16 protein-coding genes and 1 pseudogene are annotated in these 21,849 nt (G+C 69.1%); 11 read left to right on the top strand and 6 right to left on the bottom strand.

All coding sequences use genetic code 11. The annotated features are described in order from the left end of the window. Nucleotides 1–94 precede the first annotated feature (94 nt). The 7 genes and pseudogenes from ACWV17_RS02390 (at nucleotide 95) to ACWV17_RS02360 (ending at nucleotide 7,530) form a co-directional block, all read left to right on the top strand. Nucleotides 95–985 carry an FAD binding domain-containing protein gene (locus tag ACWV17_RS02390; RefSeq protein WP_455358272.1) on the top strand — a complete coding sequence of 297 codons (891 nt, stop codon included), beginning with the start codon at nucleotides 95–97 and terminating at the stop codon, nucleotides 983–985. Between the two features lie 2 nt (nucleotides 986–987). Beyond that, entirely contained in the window at nucleotides 988–1,581 is a 594-nt protein-coding gene (locus ACWV17_RS02385; RefSeq protein ID WP_455358271.1) for a (2Fe-2S)-binding protein, read from the top strand. Next, nucleotides 1,581–3,998: a xanthine dehydrogenase family protein molybdopterin-binding subunit gene (locus tag ACWV17_RS02380; protein ID WP_455358270.1), complete on the top strand. Its 2,418-nt coding sequence runs from the start codon at nucleotides 1,581–1,583 to the stop codon at nucleotides 3,996–3,998. Before ACWV17_RS02385 ends, ACWV17_RS02380 begins: the two co-directional genes overlap by 1 nt. A gap of 261 nt (nucleotides 3,999–4,259) precedes the next feature. Further along, nucleotides 4,260–5,723, top strand: a complete 1,464-nt coding sequence (locus tag ACWV17_RS02375) for an NCS2 family permease (RefSeq protein ID WP_455352126.1) — start codon at nucleotides 4,260–4,262, stop codon at nucleotides 5,721–5,723. A 55-nt stretch (nucleotides 5,724–5,778) separates the two neighbouring features. After that, entirely contained in the window at nucleotides 5,779–6,939 is a 1,161-nt protein-coding gene (locus ACWV17_RS02370; protein WP_455352127.1) for an XdhC family protein, read from the top strand. Between the two features lie 42 nt (nucleotides 6,940–6,981). Further along, a complete protein-coding gene (locus tag ACWV17_RS02365; protein WP_455358269.1) occupies nucleotides 6,982–7,116 on the top strand; it encodes a hypothetical protein in 135 nt (44 codons plus the stop codon). Nucleotides 7,117–7,279: 163 nt separating this feature from the next. Continuing rightward, nucleotides 7,280–7,530: pseudogene (locus ACWV17_RS02360) on the top strand (mycothiol transferase). Nucleotides 7,531–7,542: 12 nt separating this feature from the next. Here ACWV17_RS02360 and ACWV17_RS02355 read toward each other — a convergent pair. From ACWV17_RS02355 to ACWV17_RS02330, 6 genes are all read right to left on the bottom strand, one after another. Further along, entirely contained in the window at nucleotides 7,543–8,172 is a 630-nt protein-coding gene (locus ACWV17_RS02355; protein ID WP_455358268.1) for an alpha-ketoglutarate-dependent dioxygenase AlkB, read from the bottom strand. Between the two features lie 94 nt (nucleotides 8,173–8,266). After that, nucleotides 8,267–8,671 (bottom strand): Imm50 family immunity protein, encoded by a 405-nt coding sequence (locus ACWV17_RS02350; protein WP_455358267.1) that lies wholly within the window; start codon nucleotides 8,669–8,671, stop codon nucleotides 8,267–8,269. Further along, nucleotides 8,658–9,158: an Imm50 family immunity protein gene (locus ACWV17_RS02345; protein ID WP_455358266.1), complete on the bottom strand. Its 501-nt coding sequence runs from the start codon at nucleotides 9,156–9,158 to the stop codon at nucleotides 8,658–8,660. The genes ACWV17_RS02350 and ACWV17_RS02345 overlap by 14 nt, the downstream gene beginning before the upstream one ends. Next, complete coding sequence (locus ACWV17_RS02340) at nucleotides 9,145–13,746, bottom strand: putative T7SS-secreted protein (protein WP_455358265.1); 4,602 nt, start codon at nucleotides 13,744–13,746, stop codon at nucleotides 9,145–9,147. Before ACWV17_RS02340 ends, ACWV17_RS02345 begins: the two co-directional genes overlap by 14 nt. Beyond that, nucleotides 13,746–14,405: a hypothetical protein gene (locus tag ACWV17_RS02335; RefSeq protein WP_455352132.1), complete on the bottom strand. Its 660-nt coding sequence runs from the start codon at nucleotides 14,403–14,405 to the stop codon at nucleotides 13,746–13,748. Before ACWV17_RS02335 ends, ACWV17_RS02340 begins: the two co-directional genes overlap by 1 nt. Continuing rightward, nucleotides 14,402–14,791 carry a hypothetical protein gene (locus tag ACWV17_RS02330; RefSeq protein ID WP_455358264.1) on the bottom strand — a complete coding sequence of 130 codons (390 nt, stop codon included), beginning with the start codon at nucleotides 14,789–14,791 and terminating at the stop codon, nucleotides 14,402–14,404. Before ACWV17_RS02330 ends, ACWV17_RS02335 begins: the two co-directional genes overlap by 4 nt. Before the next feature lie 498 nt (nucleotides 14,792–15,289). On the opposite strand from ACWV17_RS02330, the gene ACWV17_RS02325 reads away from it, so the two are divergent. The 4 genes from ACWV17_RS02325 (at nucleotide 15,290) to ACWV17_RS02310 (ending at nucleotide 21,814) form a co-directional block, all read left to right on the top strand. Beyond that, nucleotides 15,290–15,532 (top strand): hypothetical protein, encoded by a 243-nt coding sequence (locus ACWV17_RS02325; RefSeq protein WP_455358263.1) that lies wholly within the window; start codon nucleotides 15,290–15,292, stop codon nucleotides 15,530–15,532. 141 nt (nucleotides 15,533–15,673) lie between these two features. Continuing rightward, nucleotides 15,674–16,480, top strand: a complete 807-nt coding sequence (locus ACWV17_RS02320) for an HlyD family efflux transporter periplasmic adaptor subunit (protein ID WP_455358262.1) — start codon at nucleotides 15,674–15,676, stop codon at nucleotides 16,478–16,480. Next, the gene (locus ACWV17_RS02315) at nucleotides 16,477–18,888 is read left to right on the top strand and encodes an NHLP family bacteriocin export ABC transporter peptidase/permease/ATPase subunit (RefSeq protein ID WP_455358261.1); all 2,412 of its coding nucleotides are present in this window, start codon (nucleotides 16,477–16,479) and stop codon (nucleotides 18,886–18,888) included. Before ACWV17_RS02320 ends, ACWV17_RS02315 begins: the two co-directional genes overlap by 4 nt. Nucleotide 18,889: 1 nt before the next feature. Further along, nucleotides 18,890–21,814: an NHLP bacteriocin export ABC transporter permease/ATPase subunit gene (locus ACWV17_RS02310; protein WP_455358260.1), complete on the top strand. Its 2,925-nt coding sequence runs from the start codon at nucleotides 18,890–18,892 to the stop codon at nucleotides 21,812–21,814. Nucleotides 21,815–21,849 lie beyond the last annotated feature (35 nt).

Here is a 21,849-nt window from a genome sequence, read left to right as displayed (position 1 = left end):
CACGTGAACGTCCAGTCGAGGGCCTGTGGCCTCCTGGCTTGAAGTGAACGCCCCCGACCGACGTAGAACCGACTTACGAATGAAGAGGCCGCACATGGACTTCCTTCGCCCCGCCAGCTGGGAGGAGGCGCTCGCCGCGAAGGCCGAGCACCCCACAGCTGTGCCGATCGCGGGTGGCACCGATGTGATGGTCGAGATCAACTTTGACCACCGCCGCCCGGAATACCTCCTGGACCTGAACCGCATCGGTCTGCTGGGGGAGTGGGAGGTCGGCGAGGAGAACGTCCGGCTCGGTGCCTCCGTCCCGTACACCCAGATCATGGAGCACCTGCGGGCCGAGCTGCCCGGCCTGGCGCTCGCCTCGCACACGGTGGCATCGCCCCAGATCCGCAACCGCGGCGGTGTCGGCGGCAACCTCGGTACGGCCTCCCCGGCCGGCGACGCCCACCCGGCGCTGCTCGCGGCGGGCGCCGAGGTCGAGGTGGAGTCGGTGCGCGGTACCCGCTTCATTCCGATCGACGAGTTCTACACCGGCGTCAAGCGCAACGCGCTGGAGCCGGACGAGCTCATCAAGATCGTGCACATCAAGAAGGCCGACGGCCCGCAGCAGTTCTCCAAGGTCGGCACCCGCAACGCGATGGTGATCGCGGTCTGCGCCTTCGGTCTGGCCCTGCACCCCGAGACCCGCACGGTCAAGACCGGCATCGGCTCCGCGGCCCCCACCCCCGTGAGGGCCCGCGCCGCCGAGGACTTCCTGAACGCCGCGCTGGAAGAGGGCGGCTTCTGGGAGAGCGGCAAGATCATCACCCCCTCGATCGCCAAGCAGTTCGCGGAGCTGGCCTCCGGCGCCTGCAACCCGATCGACGACGTCCGTGGCACCGCGAAGTACCGCCGTCACGCGGTCGGCATCATGGCTCGCCGCACGCTCGGCTGGACCTGGGAGCAGTACCGCGGCACCGGCGACACGCTTGAAGGAGCTGCATAACAATGCGCGTGAATTTCACGGTCAACGGCCGTAAGCAGGAGGCCGACGACGTCTGGGAGGGCGAGTCCCTTCTCTACGTGCTGCGTGAGCGGATGGGCCTGCCCGGTTCGAAGAACGCGTGCGAGCAGGGCGAGTGCGGCTCCTGTACGGTCCGCCTGGACGGCGTGCCGGTGTGTTCCTGCCTCGTGGCCGCCGGCCAGGTCGAGGGCCGCGACGTCGTCACCGTCGAGGGCCTCGCGGACTTCGCCCAGCAGCGCGCCGAGCAGGCAGGCTGCGCCTCCGGAGCTTGCGGCACCAGCCTGGACCAGGCCAAGCAGTGGGAGGCGAACCCCCGGAAGGCCTCGGACTCGCAGACCGGCGAGGGTGTCGAACTCTCCCCGATCCAGCAGGCGTTCATCGACGCCGGCGCCGTGCAGTGCGGTTTCTGCACCCCGGGCCTCCTCGTCGCCGCCGACGAGATGCTGGAGAAGAACCCCTCCCCGTCCGACCAGGACATCCGTGAGGCGCTTTCCGGCAACCTGTGCCGCTGCACCGGTTACGAGAAGATCCTCGACGCGGTCCGCCTGGCGGCCGCCCGTCAGGAAGAGGCGGTCTGATGCCACGGAACACCAGAGTCGCTACCGCTCCGGCCGGCACTCCCACCAACATCTCCCAGGGGTCGAAGACCAAGGGCGGTATCGGCGAGTCGACGCTCCGTCCGGACGGCACCCTCAAGGTGACGGGTGAGTTCGCGTACTCCTCCGACATGTGGCACGAGGACATGCTGTGGGGCCACACCCTCCGCAGCACTGTGGCTCATGCCGAGATCAGGTCGATCGACGTCTCCGAGGCGCTCGCGATGTCCGGCGTCTACGCCGTACTGACGTACGACGACCTGCCCACCGCGGTGAAGAACTACGGCCTGGAGATCCAGGACACGCCGGTGCTCGCCCACGGCAGGGTCCGGCACCACGGTGAGCCGGTGGCCCTCGTCGCCGCCGACCACCCGGAGACCGCGCGCCGCGCCGCCGCCAAGATCAAGATCGACTACGCCGAGCTGCCCGTCATCACCGACGAGGCCTCCGCGACCGCCCCGGACGCGCTGCTGATCCACGAGGGCCGCGACGACCACCACATCGGTCACGTCCCGCACCCCAACATCGTGCACCGCCAGCCGATCATCCGTGGCAACGCGGACGAGGCCGCCAAGCGCGCCGACGTGATCGTCAAGGGCGAGTACACCTTCGGCATGCAGGACCAGGCCTTCCTCGGCCCGGAGTCCGGCCTCGCCGTACCGGGTGAGGACGGCGGCGTCGACCTCTACGTCGCCACCCAGTGGCTGCACTCGGACCTGCGCCAGATCGCCCCCGTCCTCGGCCTGCCCGAGGAGAAGGTCCGGATGACGCTCTCCGGCGTCGGCGGTGCCTTCGGCGGCCGCGAGGACCTGTCGATGCAGATCCACGCCTGCCTCCTGGCCCTGCGCACCGGCAAGCCGGTCAAGATCGTCTACAACCGGTTCGAGTCCTTCTTCGGACATGTGCACCGTCACCCGGCGAAGCTCTACTACGAGCACGGCGCCACCAAGGACGGCAAGCTCACGCACATGAAGTGCAAGATCGTCCTGGACGGTGGCGCCTACGCCTCGGCCTCCCCGGCCGTCGTCGGCAACGCCTCCTCCCTCTCCGTCGGCCCGTACGTCATCGACGACGTCGACATCGAGGCGATCGCGCTCTACACGAACAACCCGCCCTGCGGCGCCATGCGCGGCTTCGGCGCGGTCCAGGCGTGCTTCGCGTACGAGGCCCAGATGGACAAGCTCGCGGCCAGGCTGGGCATCGACCCGGTCGAGTTCCGCCAGCTCAACGCCATGGAGCAGGGCACGCTCATGCCGACCGGCCAGCCGGTCGACTCGCCCGCCCCGGTCGCCGAACTCCTGCGCCGTGTCAAGGCCAGGCCGCTGCCGCCCGAGCAGCAGTGGCTGACCGGCGACGCCACCGGCTCGTCGGTCGACGTCCGCGCGCTGCCCGGCGGTCTGTCCAACACCACGCACGGCGAAGGTGTCGTACGAGGCGTCGGCTACGCGGTCGGCATCAAGAACGTCGGCTTCTCCGAGGGCTTCGACGACTACTCCACCGCCCGCGTGCGCATGGAGGTCGTGGGCGGCGAGCCGGTCGCGACCGTGCACACCGCGATGGCGGAGGTCGGCCAGGGCGGTGTCACCGTCCACGCCCAGATCGCCCGCACGGAGCTGGGCGTCCAGCAGGTGACCATCCAGCCCGCCGACACCAAGGTCGGCTCGGCCGGTTCCACCTCTGCCTCCCGCCAGACCTACGTCACCGGCGGTGCGGTCAAGCACACCTGTGAGAACGTCCGGGAGAAGGTCCTGGAGATCGGCCGGCGCAAGTTCGGCTCGTACCACCCCGCCTGGGCCACCGCCGAGCTGCTGCTCGAAGGCGGCAAGGTCGTCACCGACGGCGGCGAGGTCCTCGCCGACCTGGTGGACGTCCTGGAGGGCGAGGCGGTCGACCTCGAACTGGAGTGGCGCCACCGCCCGACCGAGGCGTTCGACCTGCGCACCGGCCAGGGCAACGGACACGTCCAGTACTCCTTCGCCGCGCACCGCGCGGTCGTCGAGGTGGACACCGAGCTCGGCCTGGTCAAGGTCATCGAGCTGTCCTGCGCGCAGGACGTCGGCAAGGCGCTCAACCCGCTGTCCGTCGTCGGCCAGATCCAGGGTGGTACCACCCAGGGCCTGGGCGTCGCGGTCATGGAGGAGATCATCGTCGACCCGAAGACCGCGAAGGTGCGCAACCCCTCCTTCACGGACTACCTGATCCCCACCATCCTCGACACGCCGACGATCCCCGTCGACGTACTCGAGCTGGCCGATGACCACGCGCCGTACGGCCTGCGCGGCATCGGCGAGGCCCCGACCCTGTCGTCCACTCCGGCCGTCCTCGCGGCGATCCGGAACGCGACCGGGCTGGAGCTCAACAGGACGCCGGTGCGCCCCGAGCACATCACCGGAACCTGACACAAGCTCTCCGGGCGGGGGGCCCAGGGAACGTCACACTTCCACGGCGCCCCGCCCGGAGTCTGAAGTACCGCCCCGCTCGCGGTCCTCAGCACAGCACCACCCGCAACACCGGTCTAACCAGCACCACCAGCACCACCAGTTCCAAGCCCAGTTCGTCTCGGGCCGTCCCCCGGGTCGTGCAGCCCACGCACCATCCCAAATCCCGCAGCTACCAATCTTTATGCGGGTGCCCCTTTGAACCTTGGGAGTAGGCACACCATGACCCAGTCGTCAGTGGAGCCGAAGACCACCGCCGAGGACGCGGGCTCCGGCTCTCGTACCCCCGCCGGCAGGTCTTGGCTCGACCGGTACTTTCACATATCCGAAAGAGGATCCACCGTCTCGCGTGAAGTGCGTGGCGGCGTCACCACCTTCATGGCGATGGCGTACATCCTCCTGCTCAACCCGCTGATCCTCGGCGGTCCGGACGTCGAGAAGAACGTCCTCAGCCAGCCGGCGCTCATCACCGCGACCGCCCTGGCGGCCGCCGCCACCACCCTGCTCATGGGCTTCGTGGGCAAGGTCCCGCTCGCCCTCGCGGCCGGTCTCTCCGTGTCCGGTGTGCTGGCCTCGCAGGTCGTGCCCGTGATGACCTGGCCGCAGGCCATGGCCATGTGCATCATGTACGGCGTGGTGATCTGCCTCCTGGTGGTCACCGGTCTGCGCGAGCTGATCATGAACGCGATCCCGCTCCCGCTGAAACACGGCATCACCATCGGCATCGGCCTCTTCGTCGCGATCATCGGCCTGTTCAAGGGCGGCATCGTCGGCCGCGGCCCGGAGTTCGGCACACCACTCACCCTCGGTGTGAACGGTGAGCTCCAGGGCTGGCCCGTACTGGTCTTCAGCATCACCCTGCTGCTGATCTTCATGCTCCAGGCGCGCAACATCCCCGGCGCGATCCTGATCGGTATCGTCATCGGCACGATCGTGGCCGTGATCATCCACAACATCGTCGGTCTCGACGCCAAGGCGTGGAACAACTCTCCGCCGGAGCTGAACGGCAGCATCGTCTCCGCACCGGACTTCTCGCTCTTCGGCGAGGTCACGTTCGGCGGCTGGGGCGACGTCGGCGCACTCACCGTCGGCATGATCGTCTTCACCCTGGTACTGGCCGGCTTCTTCGACGCCATGGCCACGATCATCGGTGTCGGCACCGAGGCCAAGCTCGCCGACGACAAGGGCCGGATGCCCGGCCTGTCCAAGGCGCTGTTTGTCGACGGCGCCGGCGGCGCGATCGGCGGTGTCGCGGGCGGCTCCGGCCAGACCGTGTTCGTCGAGTCCGCCACCGGTGTCGGTGAGGGCGCCCGTACCGGCTTCGCGTCGGTCATCACGGGTCTCTTCTTCGCGGCCTGCCTCTTCTTCACCCCGCTCACCGCGATCGTGCCGGCGCAGGTCGCCTCCGCGGCACTGGTCGTCATCGGCGCGATGATGATGCAGAACGCCCGGCACGTGGACTGGAGCGACCGGTCCGTCGCCATCCCGACGTTCCTGACCGTCGTCCTGATGCCGTTCACGTACAACATCACCGCGGGTGTCGCCGCCGGTGTCATCTCGTACGTGGCCATCAAGGTCGCCCAGGGCAGGGCCCGCGAGGTCGGTGCCTTCATGTGGGGCCTGACGGTGATCTTCGTCATGTTCTTCGCGATCAACCCGATCGAGCACTGGCTGGGCGTCGGCTGACGCCCGTAGCCCTCCACGCATCCGATACTGAAACCGACCCGCAGAGGAGGCCGACATGCTGGACATCGCAGACGAGCTGAACCGGTGGGTCGAGCAGGGGCGTGACTTTGCCGTAGCCACTGTGGTGGCGGTCGGCGGCAGCGCGCCGCGGCAGCCGGGAGCAGCCCTCGCAGTGGACAGCGAGGGCACGGCGATCGGCTCGGTCTCGGGCGGATGCGTGGAGGGCGCGGTCTACGACCTGTGCCGGCAGGCGCTGGAGGACGGCCGGACCGTCCAGGAGCGCTTCGGGTACAGCGACGAGGACGCCTTCGCCGTGGGTCTGACCTGCGGCGGCATCATCGACATCCTCGTCACCCCGGTACGTGCGGACTCTCCCTCGCGGGAGGTGTTCGCGGCAGCGCTGGCCGCCGCCGCCGGAGGGGAGGCGGCGGCGGTCGCGCGAGTCACCGACGGGCCGGCCGAACTGCTGGGCCGGGTGCTTCTCGTACGTACCGGCGCCACCGACGGCGCGTACGAAGGCGGGCTCGGCGGACACCCCGAGCTGGACCGTGCGGTCGCCGACGAGGCCCGCGCGATGCTGGACGCCGGCCGGACCGCGACCCTGGAGATCGGCGCCGACGGCAGGCTGTGCGGTCGGCCGCTCACCCTGCTGGTCGAATCGAGCGTGCCCGCCCCGCGCATGATCGTCTTCGGGGCCATCGACTTCGCCGCCGCGCTGGTGCGCGTCGGCAAGTTCCTGAACTACCACGTGACCGTGTGCGACGCACGGCCCGTCTTCGCGACGAAGACCCGCTTCCCCGAGGCGGACGAAATCGTCGTCGACTGGCCGCACCGCTACCTGGAGTCGACGGAGGTCGACAGCCGTACGGTGCTCTGCGTCCTCACCCACGACGCCAAGTTCGACGTCCCTTTCCTCGAACTGGCGCTCAAGCTTCCCGTCGCCTATGTCGGCGCGATGGGCTCCCGCCGCACCCACGAGGACCGCAACAAGCGGCTCCGGGCTGTCGGCGTGACCGAACTCGAACTGGCGCGCCTGCACTCGCCGATCGGCCTCGACCTCGGCGCGCGTACGCCGGAGGAGACCGCCCTGTCGATCGCCGCCGAGATCGTCGCGGGCCGCCGCGGCGGCAGCGGGGTCTCCCTCACCGGCGCACACACCCCGATCCACCACGACGGCCCGGACGCTCCGGTGGGGCGGATCGGCTCGGTGGCCTGACCGGCCGTTCGGCTGCCCGGCCCCTGACGCCCTGGGGCCGACGTGGCCAACAACTGCCGTACGGAGAAGCGGTTCGGCCACGGCGTCCACTACTGCCGCACCGCGCGCCGGGTGGAGTCGTTCATCGCCAACGGATTCAGCATGCTGCCGGTGCTGTTGCGTGGGGGAGTGTCGTAGTCGGCGGCGAACTGCCTTGGGCCGGGGGTCGCTTGATCCGCTGCGGTTCTGCGGTGGACGAGTAGGGTCACGACGTGACGGATACCGATGCACGCGGCGATCTGCGCCCGCCGAGCCTCAACGCCGATGAGAAGACGACACTGGTGGCCTCCGCACCGCCGGGGTGCCCTCCGGCACGAGTGTGCTCGGCCTGGTCAAGCATCTGACCGCGGTTGAGCTCAACTGGTTCGCCTGGGCCTCAACGAGATCATCGACGCCTGCGACGACTTGGACTGGCCGGGCGCTCGATCGCTTCGCGAGACGGCTCCGCCATCGATGCGCTGGCTCCTGGTACACATGATCGAGGAAACCGCCCGGCACGCCGGCCATGCCGACATTCTCCGTGAGCAGATCGGCGGGTCCGTCGGTCGTTAGCTCACACCGCCGTCAGCTCACACCGCGCGGGCGGAACTGGATGCTGATGCGGGGGCCGACGGGCCTGCTGGTCTTGAGTACGGCGTGCTCCCAGGTGCGCTGGCAGGACCCGCCCATCACTAGCAGGTCGCCGTGCCCCACGGGCTGCCGGATGACCGGCCCGCCGCCGTGGCGCGGCCGAAGGGCGAGGGCGCGGGGCTCGCCGACGGAGACGATGGCCACCATGGTGTCTTCCCTGCCGCCGCGACCGTGGGTATCGCCGTGCCAGGCCACGCTGTCGCGGCCGTCGCGGTAGTGGCACAGCCCGGCGGTACGGAACGGCTCGCCCAGCTCCGCGGCGTAGTACCGGCTCAGCGCGGAGCGGGCCTGGTCGAGGACGGGGTGGGGGAGCGGATCGTCCTCCCCGTAGTACGCGAGCAGCCGGGGCACGTCGACCACCTGCTCGTACATGGTCCGCCGCTCGGCGTGCCAGGGCACGTGGGCCGCCAGCCACTCGAACAACGCGTCCGCCCCGGAAACCCAGCCGGGCATTAGATCCAGCCAGGCCCCGTCCCCCAGCACCCGCCGCCGGACGCCGGCCAGCGGCCGCAGGGTGATCTCCTCCTGCACATCGAGGAGCGAAGCCTGAAAATGAAAGCTCACACCCCCACCATACGCCTCCTTCGAACGTGCGTGCGAGCGAACGCCGTGCTCGGGTGCCCGCGAGTGCGCCTGGCCTCCTCCCCTGCAGTCCCAGCTACAAGCTTCCGGCGAGATAGGCGCGGCTGTGTGCGAGCGACACCTCGCGGGCGAGGAGGGTCATGCTCTGTCCTGCACTCCTCAGTGAAACCGCGATCCGATCGCCTTCCTGCCGAGTCAACGAGAAATCGTGATGCGGCTGCCCAGTCCATCCTGCAATCCGAAGATCGGTCACATGCTTGAATTCAAGGTAGAATTCGAACATGTTGAAGTGCTGTTCCTGTCCATCCGTGTGAGGAGTCGTGGGGAGGTGTCGGGTGTCGAATCCAAGAGTGACAGACGTCTGGCGCTCGTCGATGTGGAGATAGAACAGGTCGCAGGACTCCAGAGGGGGTGGCGTCTCGTACAATTCGCGAATTGCGCCGGGATGTGCCAAGAATTCTGGCCAGTCAGACGCGTTCATAGAAGGCCTTTTCGTACGTCGGTGGAATTGATGTGTACCGAATGGAGTCGAGCTTGCGGGCGAAGTGGTGGGTGCCGGTGTCGCTGCCGTCGGTGTCGCGGCTGAACATGCCGATGTGCCCGGCGAGCAGTGAATCGCTGCACTCAAACGACAGGGTGACACCGTCGCCAGTCGTCTCCACGCCCACGCGATGTTCTGCCCTGGGCCTCAGGCTGATGCGGGCCGCTGTCACCGGTGGGTCCCAATGCTGCAGCGTGAAGTGTTCCACTGCCAGGAACTGGACGTGACACTGCAGGGTATCTCCGGCGCCCTCGCCCCATTCTTTCGGCATTCGATCCGGAAGTCGTGGGAAATCCAGCCTCAGAGTGACGGTAGGGCCTCGCCGGTCAAGGTGAATTGATCGCAACCGGATATTCGAGAGATCCGGAACGGTGTCGTAGAACGGTGTGAACACCTCGGGATTCCGGAGGAACTCAGTCCAGGTCATAGTAGTAATGCTCCTCGGTTCCGGGGATCTGTCCATTCCTCGTGTTGTCGTATGGACGTACATGCACATGTGGTCCTTGGTGGCCCGGTGTGCCGGGCTCTTGGTGACCGAACCAGTGATCCTGGTAAACGACGATGTCTCCGTTGGGTGCTTCGTACCATTCTTCACGATAGAAGATCGGTTGGTGGTCTGGGCCTATCAGTTGTTTCGCGCCCGCCCATTCCGGGCCGGTGGCCGGAACATAGTCATTGACGTCGAACGGCTCGGTGCCTTCGGGAATGCCGGCTTGCCGCAGAGCAGTGGATTTCGCCTCCTCCTTGGAACGCCCTACCTTCTGGGGGCATACATCCGGCGCGAGCCCGAGGGGGTCTGTCCAGCCGTGCGGGTTGTCAACATAGGCGACAGGATTCGGGGCGGGCGTCAGCCCCAAGGGGTCAGGTGAGAGAAAGCGAGCCGTTTCAGGATCGTAGTGACGGAAGATGCTGTAGTGGAGACCGCTCTCGGGGTCGAAATACTGGCCGGGGAAGCGCAGGGGAGTGTAGCCGGTGGCGTCTGTGTTCCAGGTGGTAGCGCCCCACAGGGTGGCGCGGGTGTGCCAGGCAATGTCGCCACGCTCGTCGATGAGTTCGCTTGGTGTGCCGACCAGGTCGGTGACTACGGCGAAGAATCGGCGGTCGATTTCTTCCTGGTCTGCGCTGATGATGCGTTCCGTCTGGGACAGGGGGTGCAGGCCGTTGTGGTCCCAGGTGAGGGTGACCGGGTGGGGGAGGTCGGCGCAGTTTGTGGTTTGCTCGCACAGGGTGGTGCCGTCCCACGTGAAGTCCACTTGCTCGAGGACGATTTCGCCTTCGGCGGCCAGACGTTGCTTGGCTGTGCGGCGGCCGAGAGGGTCGTACTGGTAACGCCAGCGGGTGCCGTCTGGTGTGGTGAGGGAAGTGAGGCGGTCCTCGGCGTCCCATTCGTAGCGCCAGGAGGCGGGCTTGCGTGAGAGGCGCGTCTTCTGGCGCAGAACCACCCGGCCTTGGGCGTCGTGTTCGTAGCGGACGTTGCCGGCGCGGGCGATTCGGGTACCGGTGTAGAGGCGGGGTCCCGTGGCGTCGTGGCCGGGGTGAGATGCGGGCCACGACGCTTGGGTCTGGTTACCCGCCTCGTCGTATGCGTAGTGCTCGTTCCAGCCCGCTGCGTGGACGGCAGTGACGCGGCCGGCCGAGTCGAGGTCGAAGCGGCGGGCGCCGGACAACTGGTCCTCGATGCCAACGAGGTTGCCGTCCGCGCGGTAGCTGTAGCCCCGGCGTTGGAGAGTGCGGCCGTCTGGGCCGGTGACGTGCTGACTGGTCAGGCGGCCGAGTTCGTCGACGTCGTGCGTCAGGGTGATGGTCTCGCCGATCCGGCGGGTGAGTTCCCGCCCGGTTGCGTCGTGCGCGAACGACAGCGTGCGGCCTGAGGTGGTGAGCTTGATGCAGTTGCCGGCCGAGTCGTAGGACCATTCGCTGACCGCGCCGGTCGGAGACGTGCGCGTGGTCCGGCGACCCAGCTTGTCGTAGGTGTAGGTGAGCCTGCGGTCGTTTACCGCTTCCGTTCGTATGCGCCCGGCGCGGTCACGCACGTACATGAGGCTCGAGCTGGGGCCGGTCGCCATGACCAGCCGGTCCGAGAGGTCGTACTCGTACTGCGTGACGGCACCGTCCACGTTCTTCTCTACCCGCTTGTCGAGCGCGTTGTACTTGAAGCGAATGCTTTGGCCCAGGCCATTCGTGCGGGCCGTGAGTCGGCCGGCGGCGTCGTGGGTGTACGTGAGTGTGCGGCCGTCGAAGTCGGTCTCGGAGATCAGGTGGCCAGCCGGGTCGTACTCGTAACTCCAGCTCAGTCCCTGCGGATTGGTGACCGAGGTGAGGCGCAGTTCGGCATTGTGCGTGAACTCGTACCGGACGCCGTCCGGACCTGTCCGGGCTGTCAGCAGGTCGAAGTGGGCGTACTCGAAGCGCGTGACGCGACCGAGCGCGTCGGTGTGGCTGGTGCAGTTGCCTTCACCGTCGTAGGCCCAGGTCTGTTCGGAGCCGTCTTGCTCGGTGCGCTTCGCAAGATTGCCTTCGACCGTCCAGGCCAGGCGGGTGACGTTGCCCAAGGGGTCGCAAATGGTGACCGCACGGCCGAGGGCGTCCCGCTCATAGTGTGTAGTGGCTCCGAGTGGGTCCGTGATCTCCACGGGCAATCCGGCTCCGTTGCAGCGAATACGAGTGACGCAACCGAGGCCGTCGGTCACCGACGTGAGGTGGCCCGCCGCGTTGTATGTGAACGCAGTCGTCGCGCCGGCGGGGTTGGTTACCGAGGTGCGGTTGCCGCGCTCGTCGAACGTCTGCCGCCATTTGCTCCGATCGGGATTGACAATGCTGACAGGGAGCCCGGTCGCGTTGTACTCCGTCGACACCTCGTGACCGTCCGGACGGAGGACGGAGATCAGCAGTCCGTCCGTGTCACGGCGGAAGGAGGTCGTACGGCCGAGAGGGTCGGTCCTGGACAACAGCCGGTTGAACCGGTCCCACTCGGATCGCGTGATCGAGCCGTTCGCATCGATTTCCGCGACGACCTGGCAAGCGTCGTTGATCAGGTACCGGCGCACATGACCGCTGCCGGTGGTAGCCGTGGTGACGCGCAGTCCCGTGTCGGGGTCGATGTCGTCGTAGGACAGGCGCAGGCTCATGTGGCCGGCTTCGCCGGCTTCGGCGATGCATCGGTTGCGGTCGTCGTAGGCGTAGTCGTAGCGACTGTTGTTGGTGTCCGTCCAGGAGGTGATGCGTCCTGCGGCGTCGTACGTGAATCGGAATGGCCGTCCGGAGGAGTTGATGACCTCGGTGAGATGGCCGTCGGTGTAGCCGTAGCGGAGTATCTCCGGTCCGTCGGCGAGCGACAGGCAGGTGATCCTGCCGTCCTCCGTGATCAGCTGCAAGTGGTAGCCGCCGCTGTGCACGATTGCGGTGGGTGTGCCTTCGGAGTCGTACTCGAAGGTGACGAAGTTGTGATTGCGGTCGGAGATCTGGACGATCGGCGCCACGCCGTCGCCGCCGCCGGGCGGATCGATGAAATGCCGGACGTGCCCGGTACTGGGGTTGGTCAGGATGTAGCCGCCGTCCTGTGTGCGCTCCAGTGGCCATCGAGGACCGTCGACAGGCAACGTGGGGACGCCTGGTGCCGGGTGGGGGTAGGCCAGGAGCAGGCCGTCCTCCGCGATGAACACGACACCCTCGGCGTCCACTTCGAGATGCTGGTCGGCGGTGCTGGACCAGGACGGCCCGAACCAGCGACCGGCCGTGTAGCCGGATTCCGCACGGCGGGTGAAGGCCAGCGGAAGGACACCAGGAAGGACGACATCTGTCTGCGGGAGGAACATTCTGCCCGTCGCCAGGTCGACCGGGTCGGTGTCCTTGCAGGTCTTCTGGTTGTCCGGGGTCTCGTGGCCCTTCGTGCCGTCCTCGTTCAGGGTGCGGCGCCCTTGTCCGTCCGGGAGGTGCTTGGCGATGCCCGCGGCCTTCTTGGCGGCGCCCAGGCCGCGGGTGCCGGCGAGCTCCGGCAGGAGTTTGCCGGCACCCTCCTGCGGGTCCTTGCGGAATTCGTCGATCATGGTCTTCGCGGTGCCCACCGGGTCGTTCGCGGCGGTGACCAGACCGGCCGCGGTGCGGTTGAGGTTCATCGCGTACTCGGCCGGGTGCGTCAGGTTGTACACGTCCAGGGGATTCACCCCGCGGGCGAAACTCACGATGCCGGCGGTGCCCTTGACCATGCCTCCGACCACATGGTTGGCGTCCAGCGTCATGGCCACCAAACCGTCTTCGAGCTGCTCCCGGTACGAGGGTTTGGCGGGGGCCGCGTCCCGGGCCGCCCGTACGGCGGACTGGGCCGTGCCCGCGGCCTCGTCGCGCTGGCGGCGGGCTTCGGCGAGCTTCTCCTCGGCGGCTGTCATCCCTGCAGTCCCGGGGTCGGAGAACACGCCCGGCTTTGTCGGCTTGTCGTCGTCCGGCGCGTCCAGGTACGCCCTGACCTCCGACATGTGGACGGCGCGGGCGTCGTCGGAGGTCTTCTTCGCCTTCCTGTACTCCTCGATCGCCTCCTGCGCCTGGCCCTGTGCCCACTCCACCGTGTCGGCGAACCGGCCCAGCGCTCCTGCGGCCTTCTCGAAGGCGTCCGCAGCCTTGAACCACTTCGGTGGCTCCTTGGCGACTGTCTCGCGGAAGGCGGTGGCCGAGGCGCCCTTGAAGCCTTCCGTGTCGAGGCCCTTGATGCCGTTGCCGACCTTGTCGAACGAGCTCCGGAAGTCCTTCAAGTGCGCGACCGTCGACCTGAGCTTGTCCACACTGCCGTGGACCAGCTTCTTGGGATCGTCTGTCTGTCCCAGTTCGGGTTCGGCGACATCGGCACCCAGATAGTTCGCCACCGAACCGCTCTTGTCCCGGACGAAGTTGGCGCCACCCTGCCAGCCGGCGCCCTCAACCGCGTCGGCCGTCTTGCCGCCGGCCCACTCGACCACCTCACCGGTGGTCTCGGCCACGCCTTCCGCGGCGTCTTCCAGCCAGTCCGGTGTCCACTCGCCCATCAGTTGCTTCCCCCGGTCTCACCCTGCTGCTGGGCCTTCGCCCGCTCCTCCGGCGACGGACCGAAAGCCTGGTCCAGCGCCCGCTCCCGCGTCTGCTCATCGATTCCGGCCGTGTCCATCACCAGGTCGTTGAGGCTGCCGATCCGGCCCTCGGTCGACACGGTCCGGCCGGTGTCCTGCCACGTCTGGGCCGCGTCCGATCGCAGCTCGTCGAACGACTGCGCGCTGTAGTCCGGGGTGTAGGTGTCAGCTGAGAAGACTCCTCCCCAGGACTTCTTCTCCACCTCGTCCTCGCTCAGATGCGGATTGCCCCACGCCGCATTGGCGGCCACCTTGAAGGAGCCCTGGATGTACTGGTCCTCCTCCCACAGCGTCCCGGCCGCTATCCCCAGCTGCGCCGCCAGCGTGCTCGCGTCCTGCACCAGCGCCCGCACACCCCACTCCCAGCGCTCGCAGAAGTCCTCGAAATCCCCGGCCAGCTCGGGGTGGCCCGCCTCCATCCCCGTCAGGGCCAACGACTCGAACCCGGCGCCCATCGAGGCATCGGACGCCGTGCCGACCTCGCGCAACTCCGCGACCGCGCCCCGCAGGCCCTCGGTGATGTTCTTGACCGCCGCGGGATCGACCCTCAGGTCCTCGTCCCCGCCGTTACCGCTCACCGTGTGGCCTCGCCGTCCACCGCGACAGAGTCCGGCACGATCCCCTGCACCGGCGGAAACATCATCGAACCGTCCTCCTCGGCCACATTCACCGCGACTCCCGTAGGCCCGTCGAGCGTGGGTACCACCGCGTCCAGCAATCGTGCGCCCAGCACCGCCAGGAACTCCCACTCCGCTTCCGCCACGGAACCACGCGCCGCCGCGAAGCGCGCCAGTGCCTCCTCGTCCGTGAAGGAGTAGACCCACCGGACACCGCCCAGGACGGCGGACATCAGTGCGCCGTCCAACACCGGCACCAGCACCACCGCACGCCGGAACTCACCCAGCAGTCGGGCCGGTTCGCCGCTTCCCGTGCGCGCGGCATCGATCTCCCTCAGCAAGCTCATGTCGGCCGCCCCCGTTCGTCATCTCGTCTCCCCCGTCCGCCCCGAGCACCGTACGACAAGGTGCCTCGTGTGGCGCGGGCAGGCAGGTACGGCGTGTGGTGCGGCCGTTACCCAGGGGCGCTTTTGGAGAACCTGCACATCGTGTGTGCGACTGGGTCACTTCCCTTTCACCGGCCCTCGATTTGCCGGATATGCCCCGCGCGTTTGGTGGAGGTACATCCGTATTGGTTCCGTGCGGACGGGTGGCCGGGCGTATCTGTTACTCGATCTTGCGAATAGGTTGTCACCATTCCGTGAACGAAGCTGCACGCCCGTCGTCCGTCGTGCCGCGGTGTCCGTCGGGGGGCGTCAACGGGATTGGCTGGCGGCCCCGTTCGCGTGCTTTCATCTGCGCACTGCGGCACTTGTGAGAGCGCCGCAGGAGTGGCCGGACCGTCTTCGTTGCGGCTCGCTCCACGTCACTGAGAAGTACTCCAACAAATGAAGGGAATGCGCGTAATGCGTAACGACCTCGAGACCCGTGAGATCGCCGACGCGGAGCTGGACGCCGTCTCCGGCGGTATTGTCAGCGTTTCCGGCGGCCTGGCCGGCGCCGTGACCAGCGACGTCACCGGCGCCGTGAACTCCCTCCAGACCACCCAGGCCCTGCAGGGCATCGCCGGCCAGGCCGTCGGCCAGGCCTCCGGCATCACCGGCGTCTACGCCAACACCTCCGCCGTCACCGGTATCGCCGGTATCTGAGCGGATTTCCGCCACCGGCCTTCATCGCCTGGGGCGTTGCACGATCTGACGGGTGCGCACGCGTTCCCGCGAGAATGCCCATGAACCCCGGAGCGCCCCGCGTTCCGGGGTTCATGTCGCCCAGTTGAAGGAATAGTTTCCGTGCAGTTCCGTCAAAAGGCGCTTTCCAAGCTGCAATCGCCCGAAGAACTCCATCTGCCGGTACGTTTCGCGCGTCCGCAGGGCCGGCTCGTCCTGGCCGTCACGGTCGTCGTCATGGCAGTCGCGATCTTCTGGGCCCTCACCGGTTCCGTGTCGTCCAAACTGAGCGCGCCCGGCATTCTCACCCGTGCCGAGGGAAGTTACATGCTGCAGAGCCCGGTCGCGGGTCAGGTCACCGAAGTCCTCGTGAAGGAAGGCCGGATGCTGGCCGCCGGTGCCCCGGTGCTCAGGGTCCGTACGGAGCAGGGCGACCGGACCGTGCGCGCGGTGGCCGGGGGCCGGGTGACGTCACTCGTCGCCGAGATCGGCTCGGTCGTCCGGGCCGGCGCCGACGTGGCCACCGTGGAACGGGTGGACGATCCGGACGACCCGCTCGTGGCAATGCTGTACGTGCCCGGCGGCAGCGGCTCGACGATCCCCGTGGGCGCCGCCGTCGATCTGAGCGTCCAGTCCGTCCCCCGGCAGCAGTTCGGTGTGCTGCGCGGCCGCGTCAAGGCGGTCGGCCGCGCACCCCAGACAGAAGCGCAGATCAGCAGCTTCCTCGGCGACAGCCGGCTCGCCGCGCAGTTCGCCAGCCAGGGCAACCCCGTCGCGGTGCTGGTGCAGCTGGAGCGCTCCGCCGCCACCGAGTCCGGCTACGCGTGGTCCTCCACGGACGGCCCCCCGTACGCCGTCGACTCCACGACGCCGGTCACCGGCGCCGTCCACCTGTCCGCGCAGCGCCCCGTCGACTGGCTGCTGCCATGACCGCCCCGCAGGAAGCCGCCCGGGGGGCCGCCGAGGATGCCCAGCAAGGTCACGGCCCCGACGCGGCTCCGGCCCAGGCCCGGCCCGCGGCCCCCCAACTGCCGCCCCCCGCCGGACGCCGGCGCCACCGCCCCGAGCCCAAGGGCGGCGCGCGCCGCCGCCGTCCGGAACCGGCGGCGGGCCGCAGCAGCGGGCGCCGCGCCGCACGCGGCAGGTCCGCGACCGCAGCCGGGGGCCGCGCCCCCAAGGGCCGCACGCCCCGCCCGGTCCGCACCCCCACCGTGCTGCAGATGGAGGCGGTGGAATGCGGCGCCGCCGCGCTGGCCATGGTGCTCGGCCACTACGGTCGCTTCGTCCCCCTGGAAGAGCTGCGCATCGCCTGCGGCGTCTCCCGCGACGGCTCCCGCGCCAGCAACCTCCTCAAGGCCGCCCGCAGTTACGGGCTGAAGGCCAAGGGCATGCAGATGGATCTGGCGGCGCTCGCCGAGGTGCCCGCCCCGGCCGTCCTGTTCTGGGAGTTCAACCACTACGTCGTGTACGACGGCATGGGCCGCCGCTTCGGCCGCCGCGGCGTGTACATCAACGACCCCGGCAACGGACGGCGGTTCGTACCGCTGGACGACTTCGACACCAGCTTCACAGGCGTCGTGCTCACCTTCGAGCCGGACGACGGTTTCCGCCGCACCGGCCGCAAACCGGGCGTCATGGGCGCCATGCCGGCCCGCCTGCGCGGCACGTCGGGCACCATGCTCGCCGCCGTGATCTCCAGCCTTCTGCTGGTGGTCGTCGGCGCCTCGGTGCCGGCACTGAGCCGTACGTACATCGACATGTTCCTCATCGGCGAACAGACGTCCCTGCTGGGCGTGCTCTTCGCGTCGATGGCGGTCGCCCTCGTGCTGTCCGCGACCCTCACCGCGCTGCAACAGGCCAACCTGCTGCGCGGACGCATCATCTCCTCCACCCTCGGCAGCGCCCGTTTCCTGCGGCACCTGCTCAGACTTCCGGTCACCTTCTTCTCCCAGCGCAACCCGGCCGACCTGGTCCAGCGCCTGCAGTCCAACGACGCGGTCGCCGAGACCCTCGCCCGGGACCTGGCCGCGGCGGGCGTGGACGCCGTGGTGGTCGTGCTCTACGCGGTGCTGCTGTGGACGTACGACCCGCAGCTCACCGTCGTCGGTGTGCTGATCGCCCTGCTCAACGTGGTCGCCATGCGGATCGTGATCCACGTACGGGCCACCGGCACCCAGAAACTGCGCGCCGACATCGCCCGGCTGACCAACACCTCCTACAGCGGTCTCCAGCTCATCGAGACCATGAAGGCCACCGGCGGCGAGAACGGCTTCTTCCGCCGCTGGGCCGGACAGCACGCGACCACCCTCGACGTACAGCAGCGGCTCGGCGTGCCCAGCGCCTGGCTGGCGATCGTCGCGCCCACGCTGGCCGCCCTCAACAGTGCGCTGATCCTGATGATCGGCGGCCTCCGGGCGGTGGAGGGGCACCTCTCCATCGGTCTGCTCGTCGCCTTCCAGGCCCTGGTGACCAGCTTCACCGCGCCGATCACCCGCCTCAACGGCGTCGCGGGACGGATCCAGGACTTCGCGGCCGACGTCGCCCGCCTCAAGGACGTCGAGAACTTCCCCGTCGACCCGCTCTACACACGGCGCGAGCCCGCCGGCGGCACCCGCCGTCTCAAGGGCCATGTGGAGCTGGACCACATCACCTTCGGCTACAGCCCCCTGGACGCGCCGCTGCTGGAGGGGTTCTCGCTCTCCGTCGGCCCCGGGCAGCAGGTCGCGCTCGTCGGCGGCTCCGGCAGCGGCAAGTCCACCGTCTCCCGGCTGATCGCAGGCCTCTACGCCCCCTGGGAGGGCGTCATCCGCATCGACGGGATGCGGCTGGAGGACATCCCGCGCGGCGCGCTGGCCGCCTCCGTCTCCTTCGTCGACCAGGACGTCTTCCTCTTCGAGGGCACCGTCCGCGACAACGTCACCCTGTGGGACCCCTCCATCCCGGACGAGGCCGTCACCGCCGCGCTCGAGGACGCGGCCGTACTGGACGTGGTCGCCCGCCGTCCCGGCGGCATCCACAGCCGCGTCGAGCAGGACGGCCGCAACTTCTCCGGCGGACAGCGCCAGCGCCTGGAGATCGCCCGGGCGCTGGTGCGCCGGCCCAGCGTGATGGTCCTCGACGAGGTGACCAGCGCCCTGGACGCGGTGACCGAGCAGCTCATCATCGACAACCTGCGGCGCCGCGGCTGCGCCTGCGTGGTCATCGCGCACCGGCTGAGCACGGTCCGCGACAGCGACGAGATCGTCGTACTCGACCGGGGCAGGGTCGTCGAACGCGGGCGGCACGAGTACCTGGCCGCCGCGCACGGCCCGTACGCCGAACTGGTCAAGGAGCACTGACGTGACCTCCCCCCACCCCCCGACGGTCACCGGCGCACACCCGGGCGGGGCCCACGACCCGGTCGTCGCCGCCCTCGGCGCGCTGGGCACGCCGGTCGACTGCACCGGCATGCGCAGCCTGTCCCTGGAGGGCCCGCTCGTGCTGTGGCTCGTCGTGGACGGCGAACTGGACCTCTTCGCGGTCGATGCGGCGCAGCTGGGCCACTGGCACTTCCTGGGCCGGCTGGGGGCGGGCACGCTGCTGCTGGGCCCGGTGGAAGGGCCCGACCACACGCTGGTCGGCCGGCCCCTGCAGGGGTGCCTGCTGCGGCGCATCGAGCTGCGCGAGCTGTACCGGCCCGGGTACGGCCAGACACCCGGGTACGGCGAGACCTGGGCCTCCCCGGACGGAGTCCCGTGGGACACCGCCCAGTTCTACGCCGGGCAGTGGCACGCCGACCAGGGGCAGTACGCCGCCGCGGCGCCGAGCCCGCTCGAGGACGCCTTCGCACGCGGCATCGGCCGCGGCCTGCGCGTGCTCTACCAGGCGCCGCTGGACGGCCGCGCCACCATCGAGCAGAGCGTCGCCGACGACGACATCCTGTGGATGCAGATCGCGCCGGGCAGCGTGCAGTACGGCGCCGCGTACGCGGCGGATGCGGCCGGCGCCCTGCTCGTCGACGCGGCGATGTGGCAGGGCATGGTCGACCAGCAGTACCGGCTGCTGTCCGCGCTGGACCGCTGGATCGAGCAGCTCGAACGCGCCCACGAGGACCGTACGGCGGCCGGCATCGAGGCCGGCGAGGCCGCCCGTACCCAGGCGGACCAGGCGTTGCTGGCCTCCATCGGGCGCCCCGGCCGGGACACCCGCGGCCGCCGAGCGAGCGACGACGCGACCTTCGCCGTATGCCGCCTGGTCGCCGACGAGGCCCGTATCACCCTGGCCGAGCCGAGCGAGGCCGGCGCCGCCTCCGGCCGGCTGGACCCCGTCGAACGCGTCGCGCTCGCCTCGCGGATCCGCACCCGCGTGGTGAAGCTCGACGGGCGCTGGTGGCAGGAGGACAGCGGGCCCCTGGTGGGCCGGCGCGAGGACGACGCGACGCCGGTCGCGCTGCTGTGGCGACGCGGCGGGTACGACGCCGTCGACCCGGCGGCCGGCACGCGCGAGCGCGTCGGCAAGGCCAACGAGGCCGCCTTCGAACCGCGCGCCGTCATGCTCTACCGCCCGCTGCCCGACGGGCCGGTGGGCCTGCCGGCGCTGCTGCGCTTCAGTGTGCGCGGCACCCGTACCGAGCTGCGCAGCATCATCCTGGGCGGGCTGGTCGCGGTCGGCCTGGGCGCGCTGGTGCCCATCGCCACCGGCAAGGTGCTCGGCCAGTACGTGCCCAACGCCGAGAACAGCCTCATCGTGCAGAGCGCCCTGGCGCTCATCGCGACCAGTGTCGTCGCGGCCGCCTTCATGCTGCTGCAGAACATCTCCATCCTGCGCATGGAGGGCCGCATCGAGGCCACCCTGCAACCGGCGGTGTGGGACCGGCTGCTGCGGCTGCCGCCGAAGTTCTTCACGGGCCGCTCCACCGGCGAACTCGCCAGTGCGGCCATGAGCATCAGCTCCATCCGCCGCGTCCTGTCCGGCATCGGCTCGGTCTCCGTACAGGCGAGCACGGTCGGCGCGATGAACCTCGTGCTACTGCTCGTCTACAGCGTGCCGCTGGCGATGGCGGCGGTCGCCATGCTGCTGGTCATCGCGGGGATCTTCCTGGGCCTGGGCCTGTGGCAGCTGCGCTACCAGCGGCAGTTGATCGAGCTCGGCAACAAACTGAACAACCAGGCCTTCCAGACCCTGCGCGGACTGCCCAAGCTGCGCGTCGCCGCGGCCGAGAGCTTCGCCTACGCAGCCTGGGCACGCGAGTTCGCCCGTACCCGCGAACTGCAGCAGCGCGTCGGCCGGATCAAGAACATCATCACGGTGCTCAACGCGGTCTATCTGCCGCTGTGCACGCTCGTGATGTTCATGCTGCTTGCCGGACCGGCCCGCGGCTCGCTGTCCGCGAGTGAGTTCCTCACCTTCAGCACCGCTGTGACGATGATGCTGTCCGCGGTCACCCAGCTGACCGGCGCGCTCCTCTCGGCCGCCGCCGTGCTGCCGATGTTCGAGCAGGTCAAGCCGGTCTTCCAGGAGACCCCCGAGGTACGCGGCTCCAGCACCCAGCCGGGCGAGCTGACCGGCGCCGTCGAGGCCCGGCAGCTGTCCTACCGGTACACGGACGACGGCCCGCTGGTCCTCGACGACGTCACCTTCCAGGTGCGGGAAGGGGAGTTCGTCGCGATCGTGGGCGCCAGCGGCTGCGGCAAGTCGACCCTGCTGCGGCTGCTCATCGGCTTCGACAGGCCGGCCTCGGGCAGCGTGCTGTACGACGGCCAGGACCTGGCGGCGCTCGATCAGGCAGCCGTACGCCGCCAGTGCGGCGTCGTACTCCAGAACGCGCAGCCCTTCACCGGCTCGATCCTCGACTGCATCTGCGGCGCGGAGACGTTCTCGCTGGAGGAGGCCTGGGAGGCCGCCGCGATGGCGGGCCTGGCCGAGGACATCAAGGCCATGCCCATGGGCATGCACACCATGCTGTCCGACGGCGGCGGCACTGTATCGGGCGGCCAGCGACAGCGGCTGATGATCGCTCAGGCGCTCATCCGCAAGCCGCGCATCCTGTTCTTCGACGAGGCCACCAGCGCGCTGGACAACGAAACCCAGCGCGTGGTCATCGAGTCCACCCGCGCGCTGCGCGCCACTCGCGTCGTGATCGCCCACCGGCTGTCCACGATCATGGACGCGGACCGGGTGATCGCCATGGCGGACGGCCGGATCGTCCAGCAGGGACCGCCGGCGGAACTGCTCGCGGACACGGGCGGCCTGTTCCACGACCTGGTCCGCCGCCAGATCAGCTGACCGCGGTGCATCGGTTGTCGGCGCCGGGGCACAAG

It is taken from the genome of Streptomyces mabaensis (assembly GCF_053763515.1).
This window is presented reverse-complemented; position numbering and strand designations above follow the sequence as displayed.